Below are 18,126 nucleotides of genomic sequence, written 5' to 3' on the forward strand. Positions count from 1 at the left end.
GACGCGCGTCTCTGTGGCTGGCCGCGAATGCGCTTCAGGCGTCGTGACCCACAGTAGCGTGATGTCTTGCAGGCGAGGAAGCCATGGACACTCTGGAAGCGGAGCAGCAAGACCTGACGCAGGCGCCCAGGCATCAGGTCGACAACCTCCCGAATGATCGGACAAGGTTTCCCCGTCTACCGCGCGCGATCTCGTTGTTCGTCGCTGGGCATCGTTGGGATCGGCTCAAGCAGCATCCAGGCTACGACCTCGGGAAGGGGCCCGCATTTCGCTCGCTGGATCGCGTGCTCCGCCAGTTTTCCGACATTCGCGAACAGCCCCCGGATGCTGCCGACGCACTCTTTCCGGGGGGGCTCTATTGCCCCGGTCGCCCAACCATACGCCTCGTCACAGGTCAGGCGGACGGTGTCGACGAATACGCCATCGCCGAGGCCGCGCGCCTGGGACTCCCCGTTGACCTCGTGGTGCCCGACTATTTGCAAGCGGGCGGCGAACGGTACGCGCAGCGCTCGGTCGCGCTGGGATGTCCGCAAGGCAAACTTCAGACGGATGATGAACCTTACGCAATGCGCGACGAGTTGGCGCTGAGTTACGCAGACGTACTGATTGCGGTTTGGGACGGGGGCGGCCCGCGCGGCACCGCTGGCGGTGTCGTGCGCCTGATTCGGCGAGCCGTCGAGGCGGGCCTGCCGATATTGTGGATCGACATGGCGGGCGCCGTGCACACGATTGCGGACGATCTCGTTTCCGCGTTCTGCCTGTATGAACTGCACCAGCCCGATCCGAAGGGTGAACTGCTGCGAAGTCTCTTCAAACCTTGGGACCTGGAGAACGGTGTTCTGATCGAGTCGCTACGCCGACGTCTGAATCCGCTCGATCATTCGCTGGTTCGCCGCAACCGCGAAACGAAAATGTTGGCCCGGTATGCGAGCGAGCGGCGCGGCCCTGCATTTTTCGAGGCGCGCACGGGCTTCAGCAACGAATGCATGTCGGCGCTCTTTCGCATGGATGGCCACGCGCTGGTCGACAGCTTGCTCAAACTGGTGTTCGGCGCGGATGCCGTCCGCGTGCAGGATGTGCTCGGCGATGGTCACGCAGACGAAGCGCCCGGCAAAAGCGAGCCGGCAGCGCTCGATGGTCTCCAGGAGCGTTTCGAATGGAGCGATGCGCGCGCAACCTGCGCGGCAGGCAAGCATCGCAGCGGCATCTGGCAGCTATACGGCTTTTCAGCTGCCGCGGTTGTCGCTTCCGTATGGGGAATGTTGTTTTCCAGGGGGGAATCGAATGGGCCGATTGTCGAAATCGCTCTTGTTATTTCAATCATGTTCGTTCTTTGGCGGGCTCGTCATAACGGTTGGCACCGGCTCTGGCATGGTCACCGGTTCGTGGCGGAGCAGATTCGATGCCTGCGGATGTTGCGGCCTTTCCTGGCGATTCCGCAACCGTTTCATGAGCCCTTGTTCTGGCACGTGACCTCGTCGCATCGAGGGCACCAGCTTCGCAATGCCGAACTCTGGCTGCTGCAGCGAGCGCTTGGTGCAGACGGATTGCCGGCGTCATACTGCGGTTACGAACTCGCATCGGCGGACCGCCGCCAGTTGGCTGCCGATTTGCATCGAGAAGTCAACGGTCAAATCGAGTTTCACGAGCGCACTTACGAAGACGCGACGCGATTGCACGAGGTGATGCACGAGTCGGCGACGATATTGTTCATTGCTGCCGCCGTTTCTACGGCGTTCAGACTCATTTTGAAGGGTGACCAATCGCACGTGCTCGAGCTCATCAGTGCGTCATGCCCGGCGCTGGCGGCAGCGTTGCACGGCGTGATGACGAAGCTCGAGATTGGACGTGTCGCCATGCAGTCGTCGAGCGTGTATGCACGCCTTGCCGTGCTGGAGTCGGTCGTGGTGGGCGCGAAGGAAAGTATCGCGCCTGCCGACTGGATCTCGATGGAACGCCTGCGAACCGACGCGATAGAAGTCGCGTCGCTGCTCTCGCAAGAAAACATCCGGTGGCGAGAACTGATCAGTTACCAGGTCGCGGAGATTCCAGCGTGAGCAAACCGTCGTCAATACCGGACTTGTCGCGCGACCCCGATGCGTTGCGCGTGATGACGCGCCCCGTGCTCGTTGCGGTGCGTTTTGCGGACGAGGATGGAACATGTGCGACGCTGGAAGGATCGGTGCGCTATCGGGCGGGCGACGCCATCGTCACCGGCGCGCTCGGAGAGCAGTGGCCGATCAGCCGCGACCGCTTTGAGCAAACGTACGAACGTGTGAGCGACGGGCGATACCGGAAGCGCCCCGCCATGGCGCACGCGCTGCGCCTGAAAGCCGCGATGCGCGTGCAGGTCGGCGGCGAAGGCGATGTGCTCGAAGGACAGCCAGGCGACTGGCTGCTGCAATATGGCGATGGCCGATACGGGATTGTCGATGCCGATGTGTTCGCGCAGAGCTACGAAACCGTTGACGATGCGGGGCCAACCGGCGCTGCGGGCAGCCAGGTGTGAAGCGGACCGGGGGGTGTTCGCCGGCGCGAAAGCGCGCCGGTTTGCTCAGGCCACCGCAGCAATCTGCTCGCGCAGCCACTGGTGAGCCGGGTCGCGATGCACGCGCTCGTGCCACAGCATGCACACCTCATAACCCGGGACCTCGACCGGCGCGTCGACCACCTTGAGCGCGGGGTTGTCGCGCACGAGCCGCCACGGCAGCATCGCCACGAGGTCGGACTGCGCGAGCGCCGACATCACGAAAAGGAAATGCGGCACGGAGAGCACGACGCGGCGCGCGAGCCCGGCCTCGGCGAGCGTCTCGTCGGTCACGCCGCGAAAGCCGCCGCCGTCCGGCGAGACGATCACGTGCTCGAGCTCGCAGAACTGCTTCACGTTGGGGCGGCGCTTGAGCCGCGGATGGCCCGTACGCCCCGCGAGCACATACCGCTCCTTGAACAGCACGCGCTGGCGCAGGCCCTCGGGCGCGTCGCTGGTGATGTGGAACGCGAGGTCGATCTCGCCTTGTTCCGTCGCTTTGGCGATGCGCGGCGGGACGAGCTCGACAATCGCCAGGCGCGTATGCGGCGCCGCCGCGCGCAGGGCGCGCAGCATGGGCAGGACGACGGTCGATTCGCCATAGTCGGTGGCGGCAATGCGCCAGGTGTGCTGCGCGGCGGCCGGATCGAAGGGGCTGGCCGGGGCCACCGCGCGCTCCAACGCTTCGAGCGCTTCGCGCAAGGGCTCGCGCAGCGCCTGCGCGCGCGTCGTAGGCCGCATGCCGCGTGGGCCCGGCAGCAGGAGCGGGTCGCCTAGCAGCTCACGCAGCTTCGCCAGATGCACGCTCACCGCCGGCTGCGAGAAGTTCAGGCGCACGGCGGCGCGCGTGACGTTGAGCTCGGCGAGCAGGACGTCGAGCGTGACCAGCAGATTGAGATCGAGGCGGCGTAGATTAAGCATCGTAATACCTGTTATTGCCGATATTCATTTCAAATATAGCAGACGGATCCCTATGCTGAGAGCCATTCACCCGATCGATTCAACCCACGGAGCTTCAGCATGAATGTACTCATCGTCTACGCCCATCCCGAGCCGCGCTCGCTCAACGGGGCGCTCAAGGATTTCGCGCACGACCGTCTCACGCAGGCCGGCCATACGGTGCAGGTTTCGGACCTCTACGCAATGAACTGGAAGGCGGTCCTGGACGCGCAGGATGCGCCCGGACGCGACGCCGCCGCGCCGTTCAATCCGTCACTCGAATCGAAGCACGCTTTCGAGAGCGGCACACAAACCGCGGACATCGAGCGCGAGCAGGACAAGCTGCGGTGGGCCGACGCGGTCATCCTGCAGTTTCCGCTCTGGTGGTTCTCCATGCCCGCGATCCTCAAGGGCTGGATAGAGCGCGTCTATGCCTATGGGTTTGGGTATGGCGTGGGCGAGCATTCCGACCGGCGCTGGGGCAGTCGCTACGGCGAAGGCACGCTCGCGGGCAAGCGCGCGATGCTGGTCGTGACGACGGGCGGCTGGGAGTCGCATTACAGTGCGCGCGGCGTCAATGGGCCGATCGACGACATCCTGTTTCCGATCCAGCACGGCGTGCTCTACTACCCGGGCTTCGATGTGCTGCCGCCGTTCCTCGTGTATCGCACCGGGCGCATGGACGAAGCACGCTTCGCGGCCACGCGCGAGGCATTGGGCGAACGGCTCGATACGCTATGGAGCACCGCGCCGATTGCGTTTCGTCCGCAGAATGCGGGGGCGTACGAGATTCCGGCGCTCACGTTGCGCGACGAGATCGCGCCGGGCAGCACCGGCTTTGCCGCGCATATCGAGCCGGCGGTAACGGCCGGGGCGCTATCGGACGCGTGATGGTGGTGGAGGGCGGGGGCTTCAGTGCCCCGGCCCGTTTTCGCGCGCGCAGCTCAGCACGAGCGTGTCACCGGGCGACGCGCCTGCGCTGAGCGATGCGTCGTGAAACTCGTGGTTGCCGCATCGCCATTGCGCGCGATAGTCCACACGGCACGTCGCGAAGGACGTCATCGTGCGCCCGGGGGGCGGCGCCTTCGACGCGGGAGTCGATGGGGAGCCCGGCGCGTGCGCGCCGAGCACGTACCCGCAGGTGAGCAAGCCATTGCAGTGCCGCGCGAGATCGCGTGTCGCATTGCCGTGTGGCGCACCGCAATTGGCACCCCACGTGCCGGAAACGATGGCGATTATCGGCGTGGCTGCCGCTTGCGCGACCGGGGTGGCAGTCGAGGACGAGGCCGCAGCGGGCCTCACGGTGTTCGCTGCAACGCTTTCCGACCACACGGCGAACGCGACGAAGGCCAGCGTGCCCAGCAAGATCCATCCAGCGGGTCTCATGATGCGCCTCCAGTACGAGGCAGAGCACTTCGCTCGATTCAATAATAGATCGCCGCGCGGGCGGCACCCGCGCCCGGCTCTGGTGCGCAGCTACGCTGCAGTGCACCAGCAACTTTCATGAACCGCACATCAACGGTGGGTTGCGTGACTCGATGCGCGTCCCGGATGCTCCGTCACGAAAACGCTGCCGCCTGTGGGCGGCCCGTCGCAGAAGCCGCTGCGGCGATCACATTTCACTTTCCTCCGCCGCTGGCATACGTATTGCTAAATAAGCTGCGAGGCCAATGACGGCCTCAGCGATTTCAGCTCGTCACGCAGGCGCGGGACGATGGCGACGAACAAGGCGGGGCAACGGCGTCCCGAGGCGGCATCCCATGGAGCGGAACAGCTTCATGCGGATGCGCTTCGGGACGCTTTTTTATTTGCGCATTTGAATCGGACTACGAAATAACGGAACCGGGGCGCCGTTGGCGTGCCGAGACTCATTACCTGGAGAGAGCCTCGTGAAAGGACTTTTGAGTTCGCTAAAGAGTGGCAACTGGCGCGCGCTGGTCGCGTGTTTCCTGTATTTCGACACCGGCTTCACGGTGTGGGTGATGTTCGGCCCGCTCGCGCCGTTCATCCAGAAGGACATCAAGATGACGCCGGCCGAGCTCGGCCTGCTCGTCGCGGTGCCGGTGCTGGGCGCAGCCATTCTGCGCGTGACGCTCGGCAACCTCTACCAGGCCTGCGATGGCCGCAAGGTCGCGCTGATGGGCATCGCGCTTTCGGCGATTCCCGCGCTCGTGCTGCTGCTGATGCCGGGTGCGCCGTCCTATACGCTGCTGCTCGTGCTCGGCGTGCTGCTGGGCGTGGGCGGCGCGAGCTTCGCGGTGGCGCTGCCGATGGCGGGCAGCAACTATCCGCCGAAGGTGCAGGGCCTCGTGCTCGGGCTCGCTGCCGCCGGCAATATCGGCGCGGTGCTCGACGGCTTCCTGTTTCCCGGGCTCGCCAACAGCCACGGCTGGATGCATGCCACGGGCGCGGCGCTGCCGCTGCTCGGTCTCGCCGCCACGGCCGTGTGCTTCTGGGCCCGCGATCTCGGCCAGAAGTCGGGCAGCGCGGCGCAGGCGCTGCGCGCGTTCTTCGTCACGCTCGCGGGTCTGATCGCGCTCGTGCTCGCCGTGCATGCGGGCGTGTTCGGCGCCGGCAAGACCGGCGTGCTGCTGCTGCCCGTGATGGGCGCGCTGCTCGCGATCGCCGTGCTGCCGCGCCACTATCGCGGCGTGCTCGCCGAAGGCGACACCTGGGTCATCATGCTCGTGTACAGCATCACGTTCGGTGGCTTCGTGGGCATGTCGTCGTATGTGAGCACGCTGCTCGTCTCGCTCTATCAGGTGCCCAGGCTCGAGGCCGGCGTGATCATGTCGCTGCTCGCGCTCACTGGCGCGATGGTGCGCCCCATCGGCGGGCTGATCGCCGACCGTATCTCGGGCGTGCGCGCGCTCGTGCTGCTGCTCGCGGCCATCTCGCTGTGCGATTTCGCGTTCGCCGCGTGGATGCCGCCGCTCGGCGCCGGCATCGCACTGCTCGCGCTCACCTATGTGTGCTTCGGTCTCGGCAACGGCGCGACGTTCCAGCTCGTGCCGCGCCGCTGGCACGGCCGCACGGGCCTGATGTCGGGCATCGTGGGCGCGGCGGGCGGCATCGGCGGATTCTATCTGCCGGTGATCATGGGCATCGCGCGAGAAAGCACGGGCAGCTATCAGATGGGCTTTGCGACGTTCGGCGCGCTCGCGGCGCTGGCGTTCATGCTGGTGCTCGCGCATCGTGCGCGCTGGCTCGGCTGGGCGCTGCCGCAGGAGGGCGCCGTGGCGCATGCGGCCGTGCAGACCGTGGAGGTGAGTGCGGGGAATTGAGCGGGAAGGGGCCGCTGAGGTTTGCGGACGCTTCGGGACCGGCCGGGGCGTCCGTTTTGTGTGGAGGCGCTGCGAGCGCGTGGATTTGGGGCGCGATGGCGGCCGCCGGGCCAACCCAGGCCGGGCCTGATTTGCCCAAAACACGCTCAAAAAGCGGCTTCCCAACACGATTTCTGTCGGACCCAGGGGGCCAGCCCCTGCGCATCGGGTAAACTATGCGCCTGGTCTATGTCCTCCATTCAACGGGTTTTGTCGATGAGTACGATTCTTGAAAGTGTTCCGGTTGGTCAAAAAGTAGGTATTGCGTTCTCGGGCGGCCTCGACACCAGCGCCGCGCTGCACTGGATGCGCAAGAAGGGCGCCGTGCCGTACGCGTACACCGCCAATCTCGGCCAGCCCGACGAAGACGACTACGATTCGATCCCGCGCCGCGCGACGGAATACGGCGCCGAAGGCGCCCGCCTGATCGACTGCCGCGCGCAGCTCGTGGCCGAAGGCATCGCGGCGCTGCAAAGCAGCGCGTTCCATGTCTCCACGGGTGGCGTCACCTACTTCAACACCACGCCGCTCGGGCGCGCCGTGACGGGCACGATGCTCGTCGCCGCGATGAAGGAAGACGGCGTCAACATCTGGGGCGACGGCTCGACCTACAAGGGCAACGACATCGAGCGCTTCTACCGCTACGGCCTGCTCGTCAATCCGGATCTGAAGATCTACAAGCCGTGGCTCGACCAGCTGTTCATCGACGAACTCGGTGGCCGCTCGGAAATGTCGGAGTTCATGCGCCAGTCGGGCTTCGCGTACAAGATGTCGGCGGAAAAGGCCTACTCGACGGACTCGAACCTGCTCGGCGCCACGCACGAGGCGAAGGATCTGGAAAGCCTCGAGTCGGGCATCAAGATCGTCAACCCGATCATGGGTGTGGCGTTCTGGCGCGACGACGTCAAGGTCGAGCGCGAGGAAGTCACGATCCGCTTCGAGGAAGGCCAGCCGGTCGCGCTGAACGGCAAGACCTTCACGGACGCAGTCGAGCTGCTGCTCGAGGCGAACCGCATCGGCGGCCGCCACGGTCTGGGCATGAGCGACCAGATCGAGAACCGCATCATCGAGGCGAAGAGCCGCGGCATCTACGAAGCCCCGGGCCTCGCGCTGCTGTACATCGCCTATGAGCGCCTCGTCACCGGCATCCACAACGAAGACACCATCGAGCAGTACCGCGAAAATGGCCGCCGCCTCGGCCGTCTGCTGTACCAGGGCCGCTGGTTCGACCCGCAGGCGATCATGCTGCGCGAAACGGCCCAGCGCTGGGTCGCGCGCGCGATCACGGGCGAAGTGACGCTCGAGCTGCGCCGCGGCAACGACTACTCGATCCTGAGCACGAAGTCGCCGAACCTGACGTACCAGCCGGAACGCCTCTCGATGGAGAAGGTGGCTTCGACGTTCTCGCCGCGCGACCGTATCGGCCAGCTGACGATGCGCAATCTCGACATCACCGACACGCGCGACAAGCTGCGCGTCTATGCGCAAGTCGGCCTGCTCACGCCGGGCGAGGCGTCGGCGCTGCCGCAGATCAAGGGCGACAAGGAGTAAATCGGCTGATGGACTGCACGGCGCCTGGCGCCGTCGCGATCCGCGAGTCGAACATCCCCGCGTTACCGTCCGTTCGCCATGAACGGCCTGGTGCGCGGGGATTTTTGTATCCGGCGCCGTTCCGCGCGGTCCAGCCGATCGCCATGAACGGCGTTTGCGTGGGGCGCGTGGGGCGTTCAGCCAGCCATCAGCTTCAAGCCCGCCGGCAGCGCCTCGCCGAACACGCGGCCCGTATCGGCGCTATCGAGCGTCACGACTTCGCGCACCATCTCGATCCACGTCTGCGGAGCGTTCGCGCCTTCGAGCCGCCGCAGGACCGTCTCCCGCACGGCGGGCTCCAGATCGCGCGAGCGGTCGCCGGTCATGCGCGCGATCTGCGCGGCGGCGAACATGGCCGGCTCGACCTTCTTCCAGTCGAGCGCGAGGATGGCGTCGAGCCAGCGTGTGGCCACCTCGGGCGCCACGACGCCGTGCGCGCTGCCGTAAAAGGGCAGGCGCGCGCCGATGCGGCCCACGGCCCACCAGCTCTGATGATTCTCCGCGGGCTTTTGCAGGCGCGTCAAAAGCTGCTCGCCGATCTCGATCTTGCGTTCGGCCGAGATCCGTTCGAGCGAAGCGTAGAGGCGCACCATGTCCTGATGTCCGAGCTTCGCGGGATCGAAGGGCAGCTTGTGCTTCTTCGAGCTCGCCGCTTCTTCGAGCCAGCGCATCGCTTCCAGCACCTGCTCCTGCGCGGCGTCGTCGAGACCGCCCGCCGTGCGCCGCCACAGCGTCCACCACTCGGACCACACCTGGCCTTCGTTGACGTGCTGGATGCCGTCGTCGAAGAGGGTCCAGAGCTGCTCGACGCGCCACTCGTCGAGCGGATAGCCGAAGCCGGGCCGCACGCAGAAGCCCGCGAGGTTCAGCCACAGGCGCTCGTGATCGGGCGAGCGGCGGCGCCGTCCCGCACGCTCCCACAGCGCGCCGAACAGCTCGCGCAGCAGCGGGCCGTCCCAGTTCTGGCGCGGCCCGAGGCCGTGTTCGAGCTGCGCGCGCAGGCGCTTGACTTCCTTGGGGTCGACCTTGGCCGACTTCGGGCCGAACACGCGGTCGATCAGGGCGATGGCCTCGTCGAGCCCGGCGTGGCGCGCGCCCTGGCTCGCCTCGGTGCCTGAGGCTTCGTCGCGGCGCAGCTGGAATTCGAGCAGCCAGCGTTGCGCGTCGTCGTCGGTGGCGATGCAGCCGACTTCCAGTGTGCCCACTTCGGTCAGTTGTGCCGTGAGCTTCACCGGCCGTTCCTGTTCCGCGCGAGCACCCTGAGCACCTTGTACGCCCTGGGCATTCTGGCGCTGCACCACGGTGGACAGCGGCGGCAGCCGCACGAAGTCCGCCGACGAAATCTCGGCGATCTCGCCAGGCCGCCACGCCGTATCGGCGACCGTCGAGACCAGGTGGAATTGCACGGGATGGCCGAGACGCAACGCGAACACGCGGTCGTCGAGGCGCACTTCGTGGCCTTCCTCGGTGCCGCGCGGCAGCAGGCAGACGCCGCGCGTTCTTGCATCGTCGTCCGCGCTTTTGCCGGTCTCCTCGTCGAGCACGAGGAAGTAGCTGCGCGGCGAGCCGCCGCCGATGCGCGGCGCGCGTCCCGAGCGCGCCAGCGCGTAGGCGACCGCGCCGCGCGCGACCGCCACGTCGGGTTGGTCGTTTTGCAGCACGGTGAGGGGCGCTTCGCGCCACGTGCTCAGCGTCTCGTGCAGTCGGCCGGCCAGCGCTTGCGCGCGGAACACGCCGCCGTTGAGCAGCAGCGTGTCGGGCACGGGCAAAGGCGTTGCCCCGCTGTCCGCCACGCCCAGCGCCTCGCGCGACTGCGCGGCGAAGCGATGCAGGAACGCCGCGATATGGCGTGTCACCGCCGCGTCGGCGGCATAGGGCAGGCCGAATTCGACGATCGCCGCGCGCGAGCGGCGCGGCAGTTCGTCGGGGCCGCCTGCGGGAAAGAAGCCGTCCACGACGATGCGCTCGGCCTCGTCGCGCGTGAGCTGGGTCGTGCGCGCGCCGCCGATCAGCCGTGAGCCCGCGCCGAGCAGCGTCACGCCGACCGCATCGGGCGCGGCGTCGCCGAGCAATTGCTCCTTCGCGACGCGGCAGCGCTCGACGAGCTGCGAGAGGCTCGCGGCGGAGAGACGCGCGTTGTCGCCCGCGAGCCGGCTTTCGGCCAGATGCGCGAGCGCGAGGTCCATGTTGTCGCCGCCCAGCATCAGGTGGTTGCCCACGCCGATGCGGCTCAGCTGCGGCTCGCCGTTCTCGACCTGCACCTTGATGAGCGTGAGGTCGGTGGTGCCGCCGCCCACGTCGCAGACGAGCACGAGGCGCGTCTGCGCGAGCTCGGCCTGCAGCGTCCCGCGATGGTGGAACAGCCAGTCGTAGAACGCGGCCTGCGGCTCTTCGAGCAGGCGCAGCGTGGGCAGCCGCGCGCGCCGCGCCGCTTCGAGCGTCAGTGCGCGCGCGCCGTCGTCGAACGAGGCGGGCACGGTGAGCACTACGTCCTGTTCTTCGAGCGGCGCGTGCGGGAAGCGATGGTTCCACGCGGCGCGCACGTGCGCGAGATAGCTCGCGCTCGCGTCCACCGGTGAGACCTTGCCGACTTCGTCGGGCGCGCCCCACGGCAGGATGGGCGCGAGCCGGTCCACCGAGGCATGCGAAAGCCAGCTCTTCGCACTGGCGACGAGCCGGCCCGGCACCTGGGCGCCGAGCGTGCGTGCGAGGCGGCCGACGACAGGCGCAACCGCTTCTGCCGCGCCTTCCGGCGCCGCGGCCGCGGGCCAGGGCAGTTGCACGGCGCCGGGCGCGAGCTCGCCCGGCGCCGGGTGATAGCGCGACGAGGGCAGGAGCGGCTGCGCGCTCACCTCGCCGGGCGCGGTGAGCTGCTCGATATCGAAGACGCGGATCTCGTCCGCGCCCGCTTCGGCGTAGGCAACGACGGTGTTGCTCGTTCCGAGGTCTATGCCTACGACGTATCGCTTCATCGTGCTCAAGAGACGGTTGGGCCGCTTCAGGCGCTAGCGCCGCCGCGCACGTCGAATTCGACCTTCCAGCGCTCGTTGCTGCCGCTCGGCACGGCCTCGAGCTCGAGCGTCCCGGCTTCGGTCACGCGCGCGTGCAGCTTGACCGGCACGACTTCGCCAGGCGTGCGGCCTTCGCTTGGCAGCGTGGCCTGGATCTCTTCGAGTTCCTGAAGCTCTTCCGCCGACCAGTAGTCGAGCAACGTGCCCACCTGGTCCTGGCGGCGCACCGAGGAGCCGAAGAAGCGGAAGTGCACCGGCTCGCCCACCACGAGGCCGAACTCCTGCGGCGGCAGCGCCGCGTCCGTGCCTTCCTCCATGCCGAAGGGCGCGACGCAGAGCGCCGAGACCGGCGGCTCGAGGCCCGGCACCGCGGGCATGGCCGATTCGATCGCCACGTAGTACGCGCGCGCCGTGCCTCCGCGGATGCGCACGCCCTTGCCGCGCTTCACATAGCCGTAGTACGCCGCGCCGCGCGCGACCGCGAGGTCGAGGTCCGCGCCGCCCAGCAGGCGTGCGGCCGGCGCGCCTTCGGCCGCGAGCCAGCCATTGAGGATCTCGAGCACGCGCTCCGAAAGCAGCGACGACTTGAACACGCCGCCGTTGAACAGCACTGCCGTGGGATGCAGGAAGCTCGCGCCCTGGGCGCTCGCCACGGGCGCGCCGAGGCCTTCGAGTTCCGCGAGCGCGCCCACCTGGCGGCCGAGGAACGCCGCGAGGTGGCGCGTCACGCCGGCGTCCTGCGCGTAGGGCAGGCCGAGCTGCGTGAGGCCGGCGCGGGCGCGCGTGACGGGCCGCGCCGCCGCATCCACTGGCGGGAAGAAGCCTTCGAGGATGATCTGCGTGAGTTCGGCGCGCGTGAGTTCGGTGCGGATCGAGCCGCCGATCAGCTTCGAGCCGCGGCTCGGCACGACGAGCGGCACGGTCTCCACGCTCGGGTCGGAGAGCAGCGTCTCCTTGGCCGAGCGGCACGCATAGGTGAGCGCGCGCAGCTGCCACGGATCGGCCTGGGTGCCCTGCGCCGCGAGCTTGCGCGCGACCACGTGGGCGAGCGCGAGATCCATGTTGTCGCCGCCGAGCAGGATGTGCTCGCCCACGGCCACGCGGTGCAGCTCGAGGTTGCCTTCGCGCTCGACCACCGCGATCAGCGAGAGGTCGGTCGTGCCGCCGCCCACATCCACCACGAGGATGATGTCGCCGACCTTGACTTCCTTGCGCCATGCGCCACCGCTCTTCTGGATCCAGCTATAGAGCGCGGCCTGGGGTTCCTCCAGCAGCGTCATGCGCGTGTAGCCGGCGGCCTGCGCGGCTTCGGCGGTGAGCTCGCGCGCGGCCGGATCGAACGAGGCCGGGATTGTGACAGTTACGTCCTGATCGGCGAACGGCGCGTCGGGGTGCGTGTGATCCCATGCCTCGCGCAGGTGCGTGAGGTAGCGGATCGAGCTTTCGAGCGGCGAGACGCGCGCGACTTCGGGCGGCGCGTCGTTGGGCAGGATCGCGGCGCGGCGGTCCACACCGGGATGGCACAGCCAGCTCTTCGCGCTCGACACGAGGCGGATGGGCGTGCCGGCGCCGCGGCTGCGCGCCATTTCGCCCACGGCGTAGCCGCGCGTGGCGGTCCAGGGCAGCGTGAGGTCGCCCGGCGTCAGCTCGCCCGCGTTGGGCAGGTAGAGGAACGACGGCAGCAGCTCGGGCGACTCGATCGCGCCGGGCGCGGTCAATTGCGTGACGGGGAGCACGCCCTGGGTGGCTTTTTCGCCGTCACTGCCGGCGAGGTCCACCCAGGACAGGGCGCAATGCGTCGTGCCGAGGTCGACGCCGATGGAATAACGCGGTTCGCTCACAGTTCCACCTCTGCCGGTGCGAGGACCTTGGCGTCGTGCGATTTCACGAGCTTGGGTAGTTTGACGTCGTCGACGCGCCAGCCGCGGTGGCTGATCGTGCCGTTGTACGGCGCCGCGCCGACCACGTTGCCGGTCAGGCGGATGGCGGTGGCGTCGAAGCCTTCGGCGATGGTCACGCGGCTGCCTTCGGCCTCCGTGCGCACCGGGCGGATCGTGAAGTGCTCGCGCAGCGTCGCGCGGCAGCCCTCGTGCACGAGGCGCGCGGCCGCGCCGATGTCGGCGTCGCCGTAGTTGGCGATGTCTTCCTCGACGAAATCGACGAAGCGGGCGTTGCGCTGGAGCAGGCCCAGCAGTTGCAGCGCCGACTGCGGGCTGGCTTCTTCGATGGCGGGCGCGGGGGCCGGTGCGGCTGCGGGCGCGGGCTTGGCGACGGGCGCGGCGGCCGGAGCAGGAGTGCGCGGCGCGGCAGCGGGTGCGATGGTTTCGCCGTTGCGCAGGCGGCGCACGCCGGCGGCCAGCTCGGCGTTGCCGAGGATCGCGAAGAACGATCCGAAGGCAAGCGCGAGCCTGCCTGCGAAGGAAATCTTGGTTTCGGTCATCAAAACAGCTCCAGTGGGCTCGCTCGCCTGGGCGAGCGGTCCAGCCGGCCTCGCGTCGAGGCGCTTACGGTACGTCATGGGGACGTCCAGCGTGTGACGGCGGGGAGCGCGTTCGAGCCCCCGCGAGCGGCAGCCGGCAGGAAAAACATGAGCCCGGCGCGGGCTCAAAACCCGTATTTTGCCTTGTCGCGGGCGCAAGACGGGAAAATTGGCCGTTCGGGGGAGGGAATTAGCGGGTTTGAGGCGGGTTTGAAGGCCGCTGGCGGGGCGTCAGGCGTGCCGTCACGGCATCACGTCTCGGTCTTTCCCGCTTCCCGGCTGCTTTCGTCCTTGTGGAACACGCGCTTCGTGGTGCGCTTGGTGGCGTCCCAGCCCTCGCGCGAGGCGTTCGCGATGCCGTGGCCGACCGTCTTCGCCGCATGCGCGGTGGCGTGGCCGAAGTCGCGCGCGGCGTGGCCGGTTTTTACCGCGGCCTCTTTCGAGTCGCGCTTGATGTCCTCTTTCACTTCGTGGAGGTCGGCGTAGGCGGCCGAGCTCATCATGCCGAGCAGCAGCGCGGCCAGCACGATTTGTCGTGTTTTTTTCATGTTCGTTCTCCCTTGAGACTGTTATCGGTCGCCCTGGCGAGCGCGCCGGACGCGTCGAGCATCACGGCGGCGCGCCCGGTCAGCAGCACCGCGTCGCCGCAGCGAAGCGTGAAGCCGTAGAGGACGGTGTTGCCGTCGCCGCTCATGCGCTCGGCTTCCACGGTGAGCGGCGCCTCGAACGTATCGAGGCGCGCCACGTGCGCTTCGACGCCGCGCACGCTCGCGAGATAGCCCACGCGCGGCCGGCCCGCTTGCGGCTGGTCCGGCACGCCGTCGCGCATGCCGGTGAGCGCGCCATGCACGGCCATCGCCTGTGCCGCGTACTCGATCCCGCAGACCGAGGCCAGCCGGCCCTGCGAACGCAACGGATTATGAGCGTCGCGGTGGCTGTTCGCCGTGCAGCGGATGCGCGTGTCGTCCCATGCGTCCACGCTGTCGAGCAGGCACATCGCGCCGCTGTGCGGAATATGCGCGGCGATCCACGCGCGCCCGAGCGGCGCGGCATGGGGCGCCGAGGGTGTCGAGGGCGTCGCGGCCGTCGTGTCGGGTGACGCCACGGGCGGCGCGCCGTGCAAAACGTCTTGCGTCATCGCGAGCGCTCCGCGTGCGTGCCCGCTGGCGTCACGTCGATGCGCACGCGCGTCTCGGGCAGATAGTCGATCACCACGCTCGCCGCGCGCCCCGCCGCAATCGCTTCGAGCAGCGGCAGTCCGCGCGCAGCGGGATTGCCGGCGCGCAGGGCTTCGAGCTCGGGGGAGGCGAGCGTCGTGACCGGCGCGTCGGTGAGCTTCACTTCGATGCACGCCAGCGCGTTTGCTGGCACGTGCGCGTTGGCATCGTCATCGCTTGCCGGCGCGAGCACGAGCGCCACGCCGAACGCGTCGGCGATCGGCCGCACCGTGTGCAGTGGCTCGGGATAGTCGGTCTCGTAGGCGATCAGCAGGCTCGGCACGCCATCCACGGCGATCTGGCACAGGCTCTCCAGCAGGCCCGCGGCGAAGCTGCCGTCGTGCGCGCAGAGCACGTTCGACGTGGCGCGCGAGCGCGACGCGATGCTCCAATAGCCGGCCGCCGCGTTGTGCACCGAGTTGTGAAAGCGCGTGGGCGAGATCTGGCGGTCGTCGCCCGCGAGCATTTCGCAGATCGCGTGGCAGTTCTGGCCATCGCCGCCCGACGCGGCGAACACGGTGGCGAGCGTCGCGCCGTCGCGGCCGCTCGCGGCCACGGCTGCGTGGCCCACGGCCAGCGCGGTTTTCACGACCGGCGCGGCGCGGCGCCGCTCGGCGTTCGGCAGGCCCGCAGCGGGCGGCAGCTCGGTGCGCGCGTGCGTCCACGGCGCGCGGCCCGCGAGGACCTCGGCGGCCTGCGGCCAGCCGGCGAGGCCGGGCCCGATCAGGCCGATGCTTTCGATGGAGGCTCGCAATTTCATGGCGGGTTCACGCTCGCGGCTCGCGCAGCGCGGGGTCCGCGCGGCCAAAAATCAGGCTGCAATTCGTGCCGCCGAAGCCGAACGAATTGCTGAGGACGGTGTGCAAGTCGGCATCGCGGCTTTGCAGCACGTAATCGAGGCCCAGCGCCGGATCGGGCTGCGTCGTGTTCACGCCCGCGGGCACGAAGCGGTGGCGCAGCGCGAGCGCGGACACCACGGCCTCCAGCGCGCCCGCCGCGCCCAGCGTGTGGCCGGTCGCGCCCTTGGTCGAGCTGCACGGCGTGCCCTCGAAGAAGGCGCGCACCGCGAGGCTCTCGGCGGCGTCGTTGCTCGGCGTCGCGGTGCCGTGCAGGTTGATGTAGCCGATCCCGGCCGGCGCGATGCCCGCCATCGCGAGCGCCTGCTCGATGGCGGCGCGCGCGCCGAGCCCTTCGGGATGCGGCGAGGACATGTGATGCGCGTCGCTCGATTCGCCCACGCCGAGCAGCAGCACGGCGTTTTCATCGACCGTCTCGCGCGCCTCGGGCAAGCGCTCGACGAGCGCGAACGCCGCCGCCTCGCCGATCGAGATGCCGTCGCGCGCCACGTCGAACGGCCGGCACGGCTTGCGCGAGAGCAGTTCGAGCGAATTGAAGCCGTACAGCGTCGTGAGGCACAGCGAATCGACGCCGCCCACGACCGCGGCGTCGATGAGCCCCGCCTCGATCATGCGGCGCGCGGAGCCGAACACCTTCGCGCCCGACGAGCACGCCGAGGAGATCGCCATGGCCGGGCCGCGCAGCGCGAAGTACGCGCGCACGAACGAGGCCACGGAGTAGGGGTTGTGGGTTTCCGCGTAATGGAACCCCGCGGGCAGCGCGCCGGTCTGCGGGTCGCGCCGGCGGTAGGCGTCCTCGGTTTCGAGGATGCCGCTCGTGCTCGTGCCGACGAACACGCCCACGCGGTCCGCGCCATGCCGCGCGATGGTCCGCTCGACGTGCGCGGCGAAGCCGTCCTGCGTGAGGCCGAGCTGCGCGAGACGGTTGTTGCGGCACGCGTAATCGGCTAGATCGGCGCGCATGGGCTCGGCTTCGACGCCCTCTACCGCGCCGATCCAGGTGTCGAGCTCCGCGCGCTCGAAATCGCACGGCGCGAGGCCGCCGCGCTGGCGGCGCAGCGCGTCGAGCGTCGCGTCGAGCCCGCGCCCGAGGCAGCTGGTGGCGGTGTAGTGCGAGAGCAGTAGAGGTTTCACGAAGGTCGAATCCGGTGACTGAAGTGCGCGCCGCGCGGGCAACTCAAACGTGGGCCTCGCGGAGCATTGATCCTCATCAAATTTTATCAAATGGGGGGTGACCGGCCCCATTCCGGCCCGGAACCCCGGCTGGCGGGCGGCCGCCTTCAGCTTGCCGCGCAACAGGCGCGCCGCCCGCGTGCGCTGGTTCCGGGGCGAGTGCGGGGTTGAACATCGGGTTGAGTACCGGGTCGAGCGCCGGGTTGAGCACTTCGCGCAGCGTCGTCCAGCGCAGTTGCGCGCTGGCGGCGGCGCGCAGGACCTCGGGCAGCGCTTCGAGCACCACGGGCTGGCCGTTCGGGCCGCGCGCCGCGTGGCCGTCGTGCACGAGCAGGATGTCGCGAGGCGCGAGGCCGTGCAGCAGGCGCTGCGCGACCTTGCGGGCGTCGCGCTCGCGCGTGTCGAAGCCGCGCCGCGTCCAGCTCGCGAGCTGCAGGCCGAGCCCGCACAGCACTGGTTCGAGAAACGGATTGCGCAGGCCCGCCGGGGCGCGGAAAAAGAGCGGGCGCATCCCGCTGATCTCGGTGAGCGTGCGCTGCGCGGCTTCGATCTCGCGCCGCAGCGCGCCGGGCCCGGAGAGTGATAACGTGTGCCGGTGCCGCTGGCTGTGGTTTTCGACGGCATGGCCGCGCGCGACGATCGCCTCGATGCAGCGCGGGTGCCGCCGCGCCAGATCGCCGATGCAGAAGAACGTCGCCCGCGCGCCGTATTGGTCGAGCAGGTCGAGCACGCGCGGGGTCACGTCGGGGTCGGGGCCGTCGTCAATGGTGAGCGCGATGCGGCGGTCCGTGCCGTCGTCCGCCTCGTCCGGCGCCAGTTCGGGCCCCATTGCACGGATTTCTGGCAGGCGCGTCCAGTTAGGGCCGAGCAGCGCGCTCTTCGGCCAGAGTCCCGCCGCGGTCAGCGCGAGATGCGAGGCGATCACGCCACCCGCTGCCCACGGCCAGGTGGACGGTTGAGCGAGCAGCGCCGCCGCCGCGCCCGCGTGCAGCGCCGCCGCGCCCGTGATC

15 protein-coding genes are annotated in these 18,126 nt (G+C 68.8%); 5 read left to right on the forward strand and 10 right to left on the reverse strand.

Going from position 1 to position 18,126, the window contains the following annotated elements; all coding sequences use genetic code 11:
• The first annotated feature begins 83 nt into the window (after positions 1 to 83).
• Complete coding sequence (locus BO1_RS60120; protein ID WP_028216607.1) at positions 84 to 2,057, forward strand: hypothetical protein; 1,974 nt, start codon at positions 84 to 86, stop codon at positions 2,055 to 2,057.
• Positions 2,054 to 2,509 carry a PGDYG domain-containing protein gene (locus tag BO1_RS60125; RefSeq protein ID WP_028216608.1) on the forward strand — a complete coding sequence of 152 codons (456 nt, stop codon included), beginning with the start codon at positions 2,054 to 2,056 and terminating at the stop codon, positions 2,507 to 2,509. The genes BO1_RS60120 and BO1_RS60125 overlap by 4 nt, the downstream gene beginning before the upstream one ends.
• A 45-nt stretch (positions 2,510 to 2,554) precedes the next feature.
• Here BO1_RS60125 and BO1_RS04935 read toward each other — a convergent pair whose 3' ends face one another.
• Positions 2,555 to 3,448 carry a LysR family transcriptional regulator gene (locus tag BO1_RS04935; RefSeq protein ID WP_028216609.1) on the reverse strand — a complete coding sequence of 298 codons (894 nt, stop codon included), beginning with the start codon at positions 3,446 to 3,448 and terminating at the stop codon, positions 2,555 to 2,557.
• A gap of 99 nt (positions 3,449 to 3,547) precedes the next feature.
• Here BO1_RS04935 and BO1_RS04940 point away from each other — a divergent pair, with 99 nt between their 5' ends.
• Complete coding sequence (locus BO1_RS04940; RefSeq protein WP_028216610.1) at positions 3,548 to 4,357, forward strand: NAD(P)H-dependent oxidoreductase; 810 nt, start codon at positions 3,548 to 3,550, stop codon at positions 4,355 to 4,357.
• A 21-nt stretch (positions 4,358 to 4,378) separates the two neighbouring features.
• On the opposite strand, the gene BO1_RS49710 is transcribed toward BO1_RS04940, so the two are convergent.
• Entirely contained in the window at positions 4,379 to 4,852 is a 474-nt protein-coding gene (locus BO1_RS49710; protein ID WP_245643711.1) for a hypothetical protein, read from the reverse strand.
• A gap of 503 nt (positions 4,853 to 5,355) precedes the next feature.
• Here BO1_RS49710 and BO1_RS04950 point away from each other — a divergent pair.
• Positions 5,356 to 6,750 carry an MFS transporter gene (locus BO1_RS04950; RefSeq protein WP_028216611.1) on the forward strand — a complete coding sequence of 465 codons (1,395 nt, stop codon included), beginning with the start codon at positions 5,356 to 5,358 and terminating at the stop codon, positions 6,748 to 6,750.
• A 255-nt stretch (positions 6,751 to 7,005) separates the two neighbouring features.
• The gene (gene argG, locus BO1_RS04955) at positions 7,006 to 8,340 is read left to right on the forward strand and encodes an argininosuccinate synthase (protein ID WP_028216612.1); all 1,335 of its coding nucleotides are present in this window, start codon (positions 7,006 to 7,008) and stop codon (positions 8,338 to 8,340) included.
• A 176-nt stretch (positions 8,341 to 8,516) separates the two neighbouring features.
• On the opposite strand, the gene BO1_RS04960 is transcribed toward argG, so the two are convergent.
• From BO1_RS04960 to BO1_RS49720, 8 genes are all read right to left on the reverse strand, one after another.
• Complete coding sequence (locus BO1_RS04960) at positions 8,517 to 11,351, reverse strand: Hsp70 family protein (protein WP_028216613.1); 2,835 nt, start codon at positions 11,349 to 11,351, stop codon at positions 8,517 to 8,519.
• 26 nt (positions 11,352 to 11,377) lie between these two features.
• A complete protein-coding gene (locus BO1_RS04965; RefSeq protein WP_028216614.1) occupies positions 11,378 to 13,231 on the reverse strand; it encodes an Hsp70 family protein in 1,854 nt (617 codons plus the stop codon).
• Entirely contained in the window at positions 13,228 to 13,830 is a 603-nt protein-coding gene (locus BO1_RS04970) for a DUF2760 domain-containing protein (protein WP_028216615.1), read from the reverse strand. The genes BO1_RS04965 and BO1_RS04970 overlap by 4 nt, the downstream gene beginning before the upstream one ends.
• Positions 13,831 to 14,120: 290 nt before the next feature.
• The gene (locus BO1_RS04975) at positions 14,121 to 14,417 is read right to left on the reverse strand and encodes a hypothetical protein (RefSeq protein ID WP_028216616.1); all 297 of its coding nucleotides are present in this window, start codon (positions 14,415 to 14,417) and stop codon (positions 14,121 to 14,123) included.
• Entirely contained in the window at positions 14,414 to 15,007 is a 594-nt protein-coding gene (locus BO1_RS49715; protein ID WP_245643712.1) for a hotdog family protein, read from the reverse strand. Before BO1_RS49715 ends, BO1_RS04975 begins: the two co-directional genes overlap by 4 nt.
• Complete coding sequence (locus BO1_RS04985) at positions 15,004 to 15,846, reverse strand: beta-ketoacyl synthase chain length factor (RefSeq protein ID WP_028216617.1); 843 nt, start codon at positions 15,844 to 15,846, stop codon at positions 15,004 to 15,006. Before BO1_RS04985 ends, BO1_RS49715 begins: the two co-directional genes overlap by 4 nt.
• 7 nt (positions 15,847 to 15,853) lie before the next feature.
• A complete protein-coding gene (locus tag BO1_RS04990; RefSeq protein WP_028216618.1) occupies positions 15,854 to 17,077 on the reverse strand; it encodes a beta-ketoacyl-[acyl-carrier-protein] synthase family protein in 1,224 nt (407 codons plus the stop codon).
• A 76-nt stretch (positions 17,078 to 17,153) separates the two neighbouring features.
• A complete protein-coding gene (locus BO1_RS49720) occupies positions 17,154 to 18,125 on the reverse strand; it encodes a polysaccharide deacetylase family protein (RefSeq protein ID WP_407669901.1) in 972 nt (323 codons plus the stop codon).
• Between the last annotated feature and the right edge of the window lies 1 nt (position 18,126).

Origin of the sequence: Paraburkholderia oxyphila NBRC 105797 (assembly GCF_000685075.1) — a bacterium.
In the GTDB taxonomy this organism is placed as follows: domain Bacteria; phylum Pseudomonadota; class Gammaproteobacteria; order Burkholderiales; family Burkholderiaceae; genus Paraburkholderia; species Paraburkholderia oxyphila.

Bases quoted from the DNA above. Each gene is read 5' to 3' on its own strand.
- BO1_RS60120 (WP_028216607.1), top strand. From the start codon at position 84: ATGGACACTCTGGAAGCGGAGCAGCAAGACCTGACGCAGGCGCCCAGG.
- BO1_RS04935 (WP_028216609.1), bottom strand. From the start codon at position 3,448: ATGCTTAATCTACGCCGCCTCGATCTCAATCTGCTGGTCACGCTCGAC.
- BO1_RS04940 (WP_028216610.1), top strand. From the start codon at position 3,548: ATGAATGTACTCATCGTCTACGCCCATCCCGAGCCGCGCTCGCTCAAC.
- BO1_RS49710 (WP_245643711.1), bottom strand. From the start codon at position 4,852: ATGAGACCCGCTGGATGGATCTTGCTGGGCACGCTGGCCTTCGTCGCG.
- argG (WP_028216612.1), top strand. From the start codon at position 7,006: ATGAGTACGATTCTTGAAAGTGTTCCGGTTGGTCAAAAAGTAGGTATT.
- BO1_RS04960 (WP_028216613.1), bottom strand. From the start codon at position 11,351: ATGAAGCGATACGTCGTAGGCATAGACCTCGGAACGAGCAACACCGTC.
- BO1_RS04970 (WP_028216615.1), bottom strand. From the start codon at position 13,830: ATGACCGAAACCAAGATTTCCTTCGCAGGCAGGCTCGCGCTTGCCTTC.
- BO1_RS04975 (WP_028216616.1), bottom strand. From the start codon at position 14,417: ATGAAAAAAACACGACAAATCGTGCTGGCCGCGCTGCTGCTCGGCATG.
- BO1_RS49715 (WP_245643712.1), bottom strand. From the start codon at position 15,007: ATGACGCAAGACGTTTTGCACGGCGCGCCGCCCGTGGCGTCACCCGAC.
- BO1_RS04985 (WP_028216617.1), bottom strand. From the start codon at position 15,846: ATGAAATTGCGAGCCTCCATCGAAAGCATCGGCCTGATCGGGCCCGGC.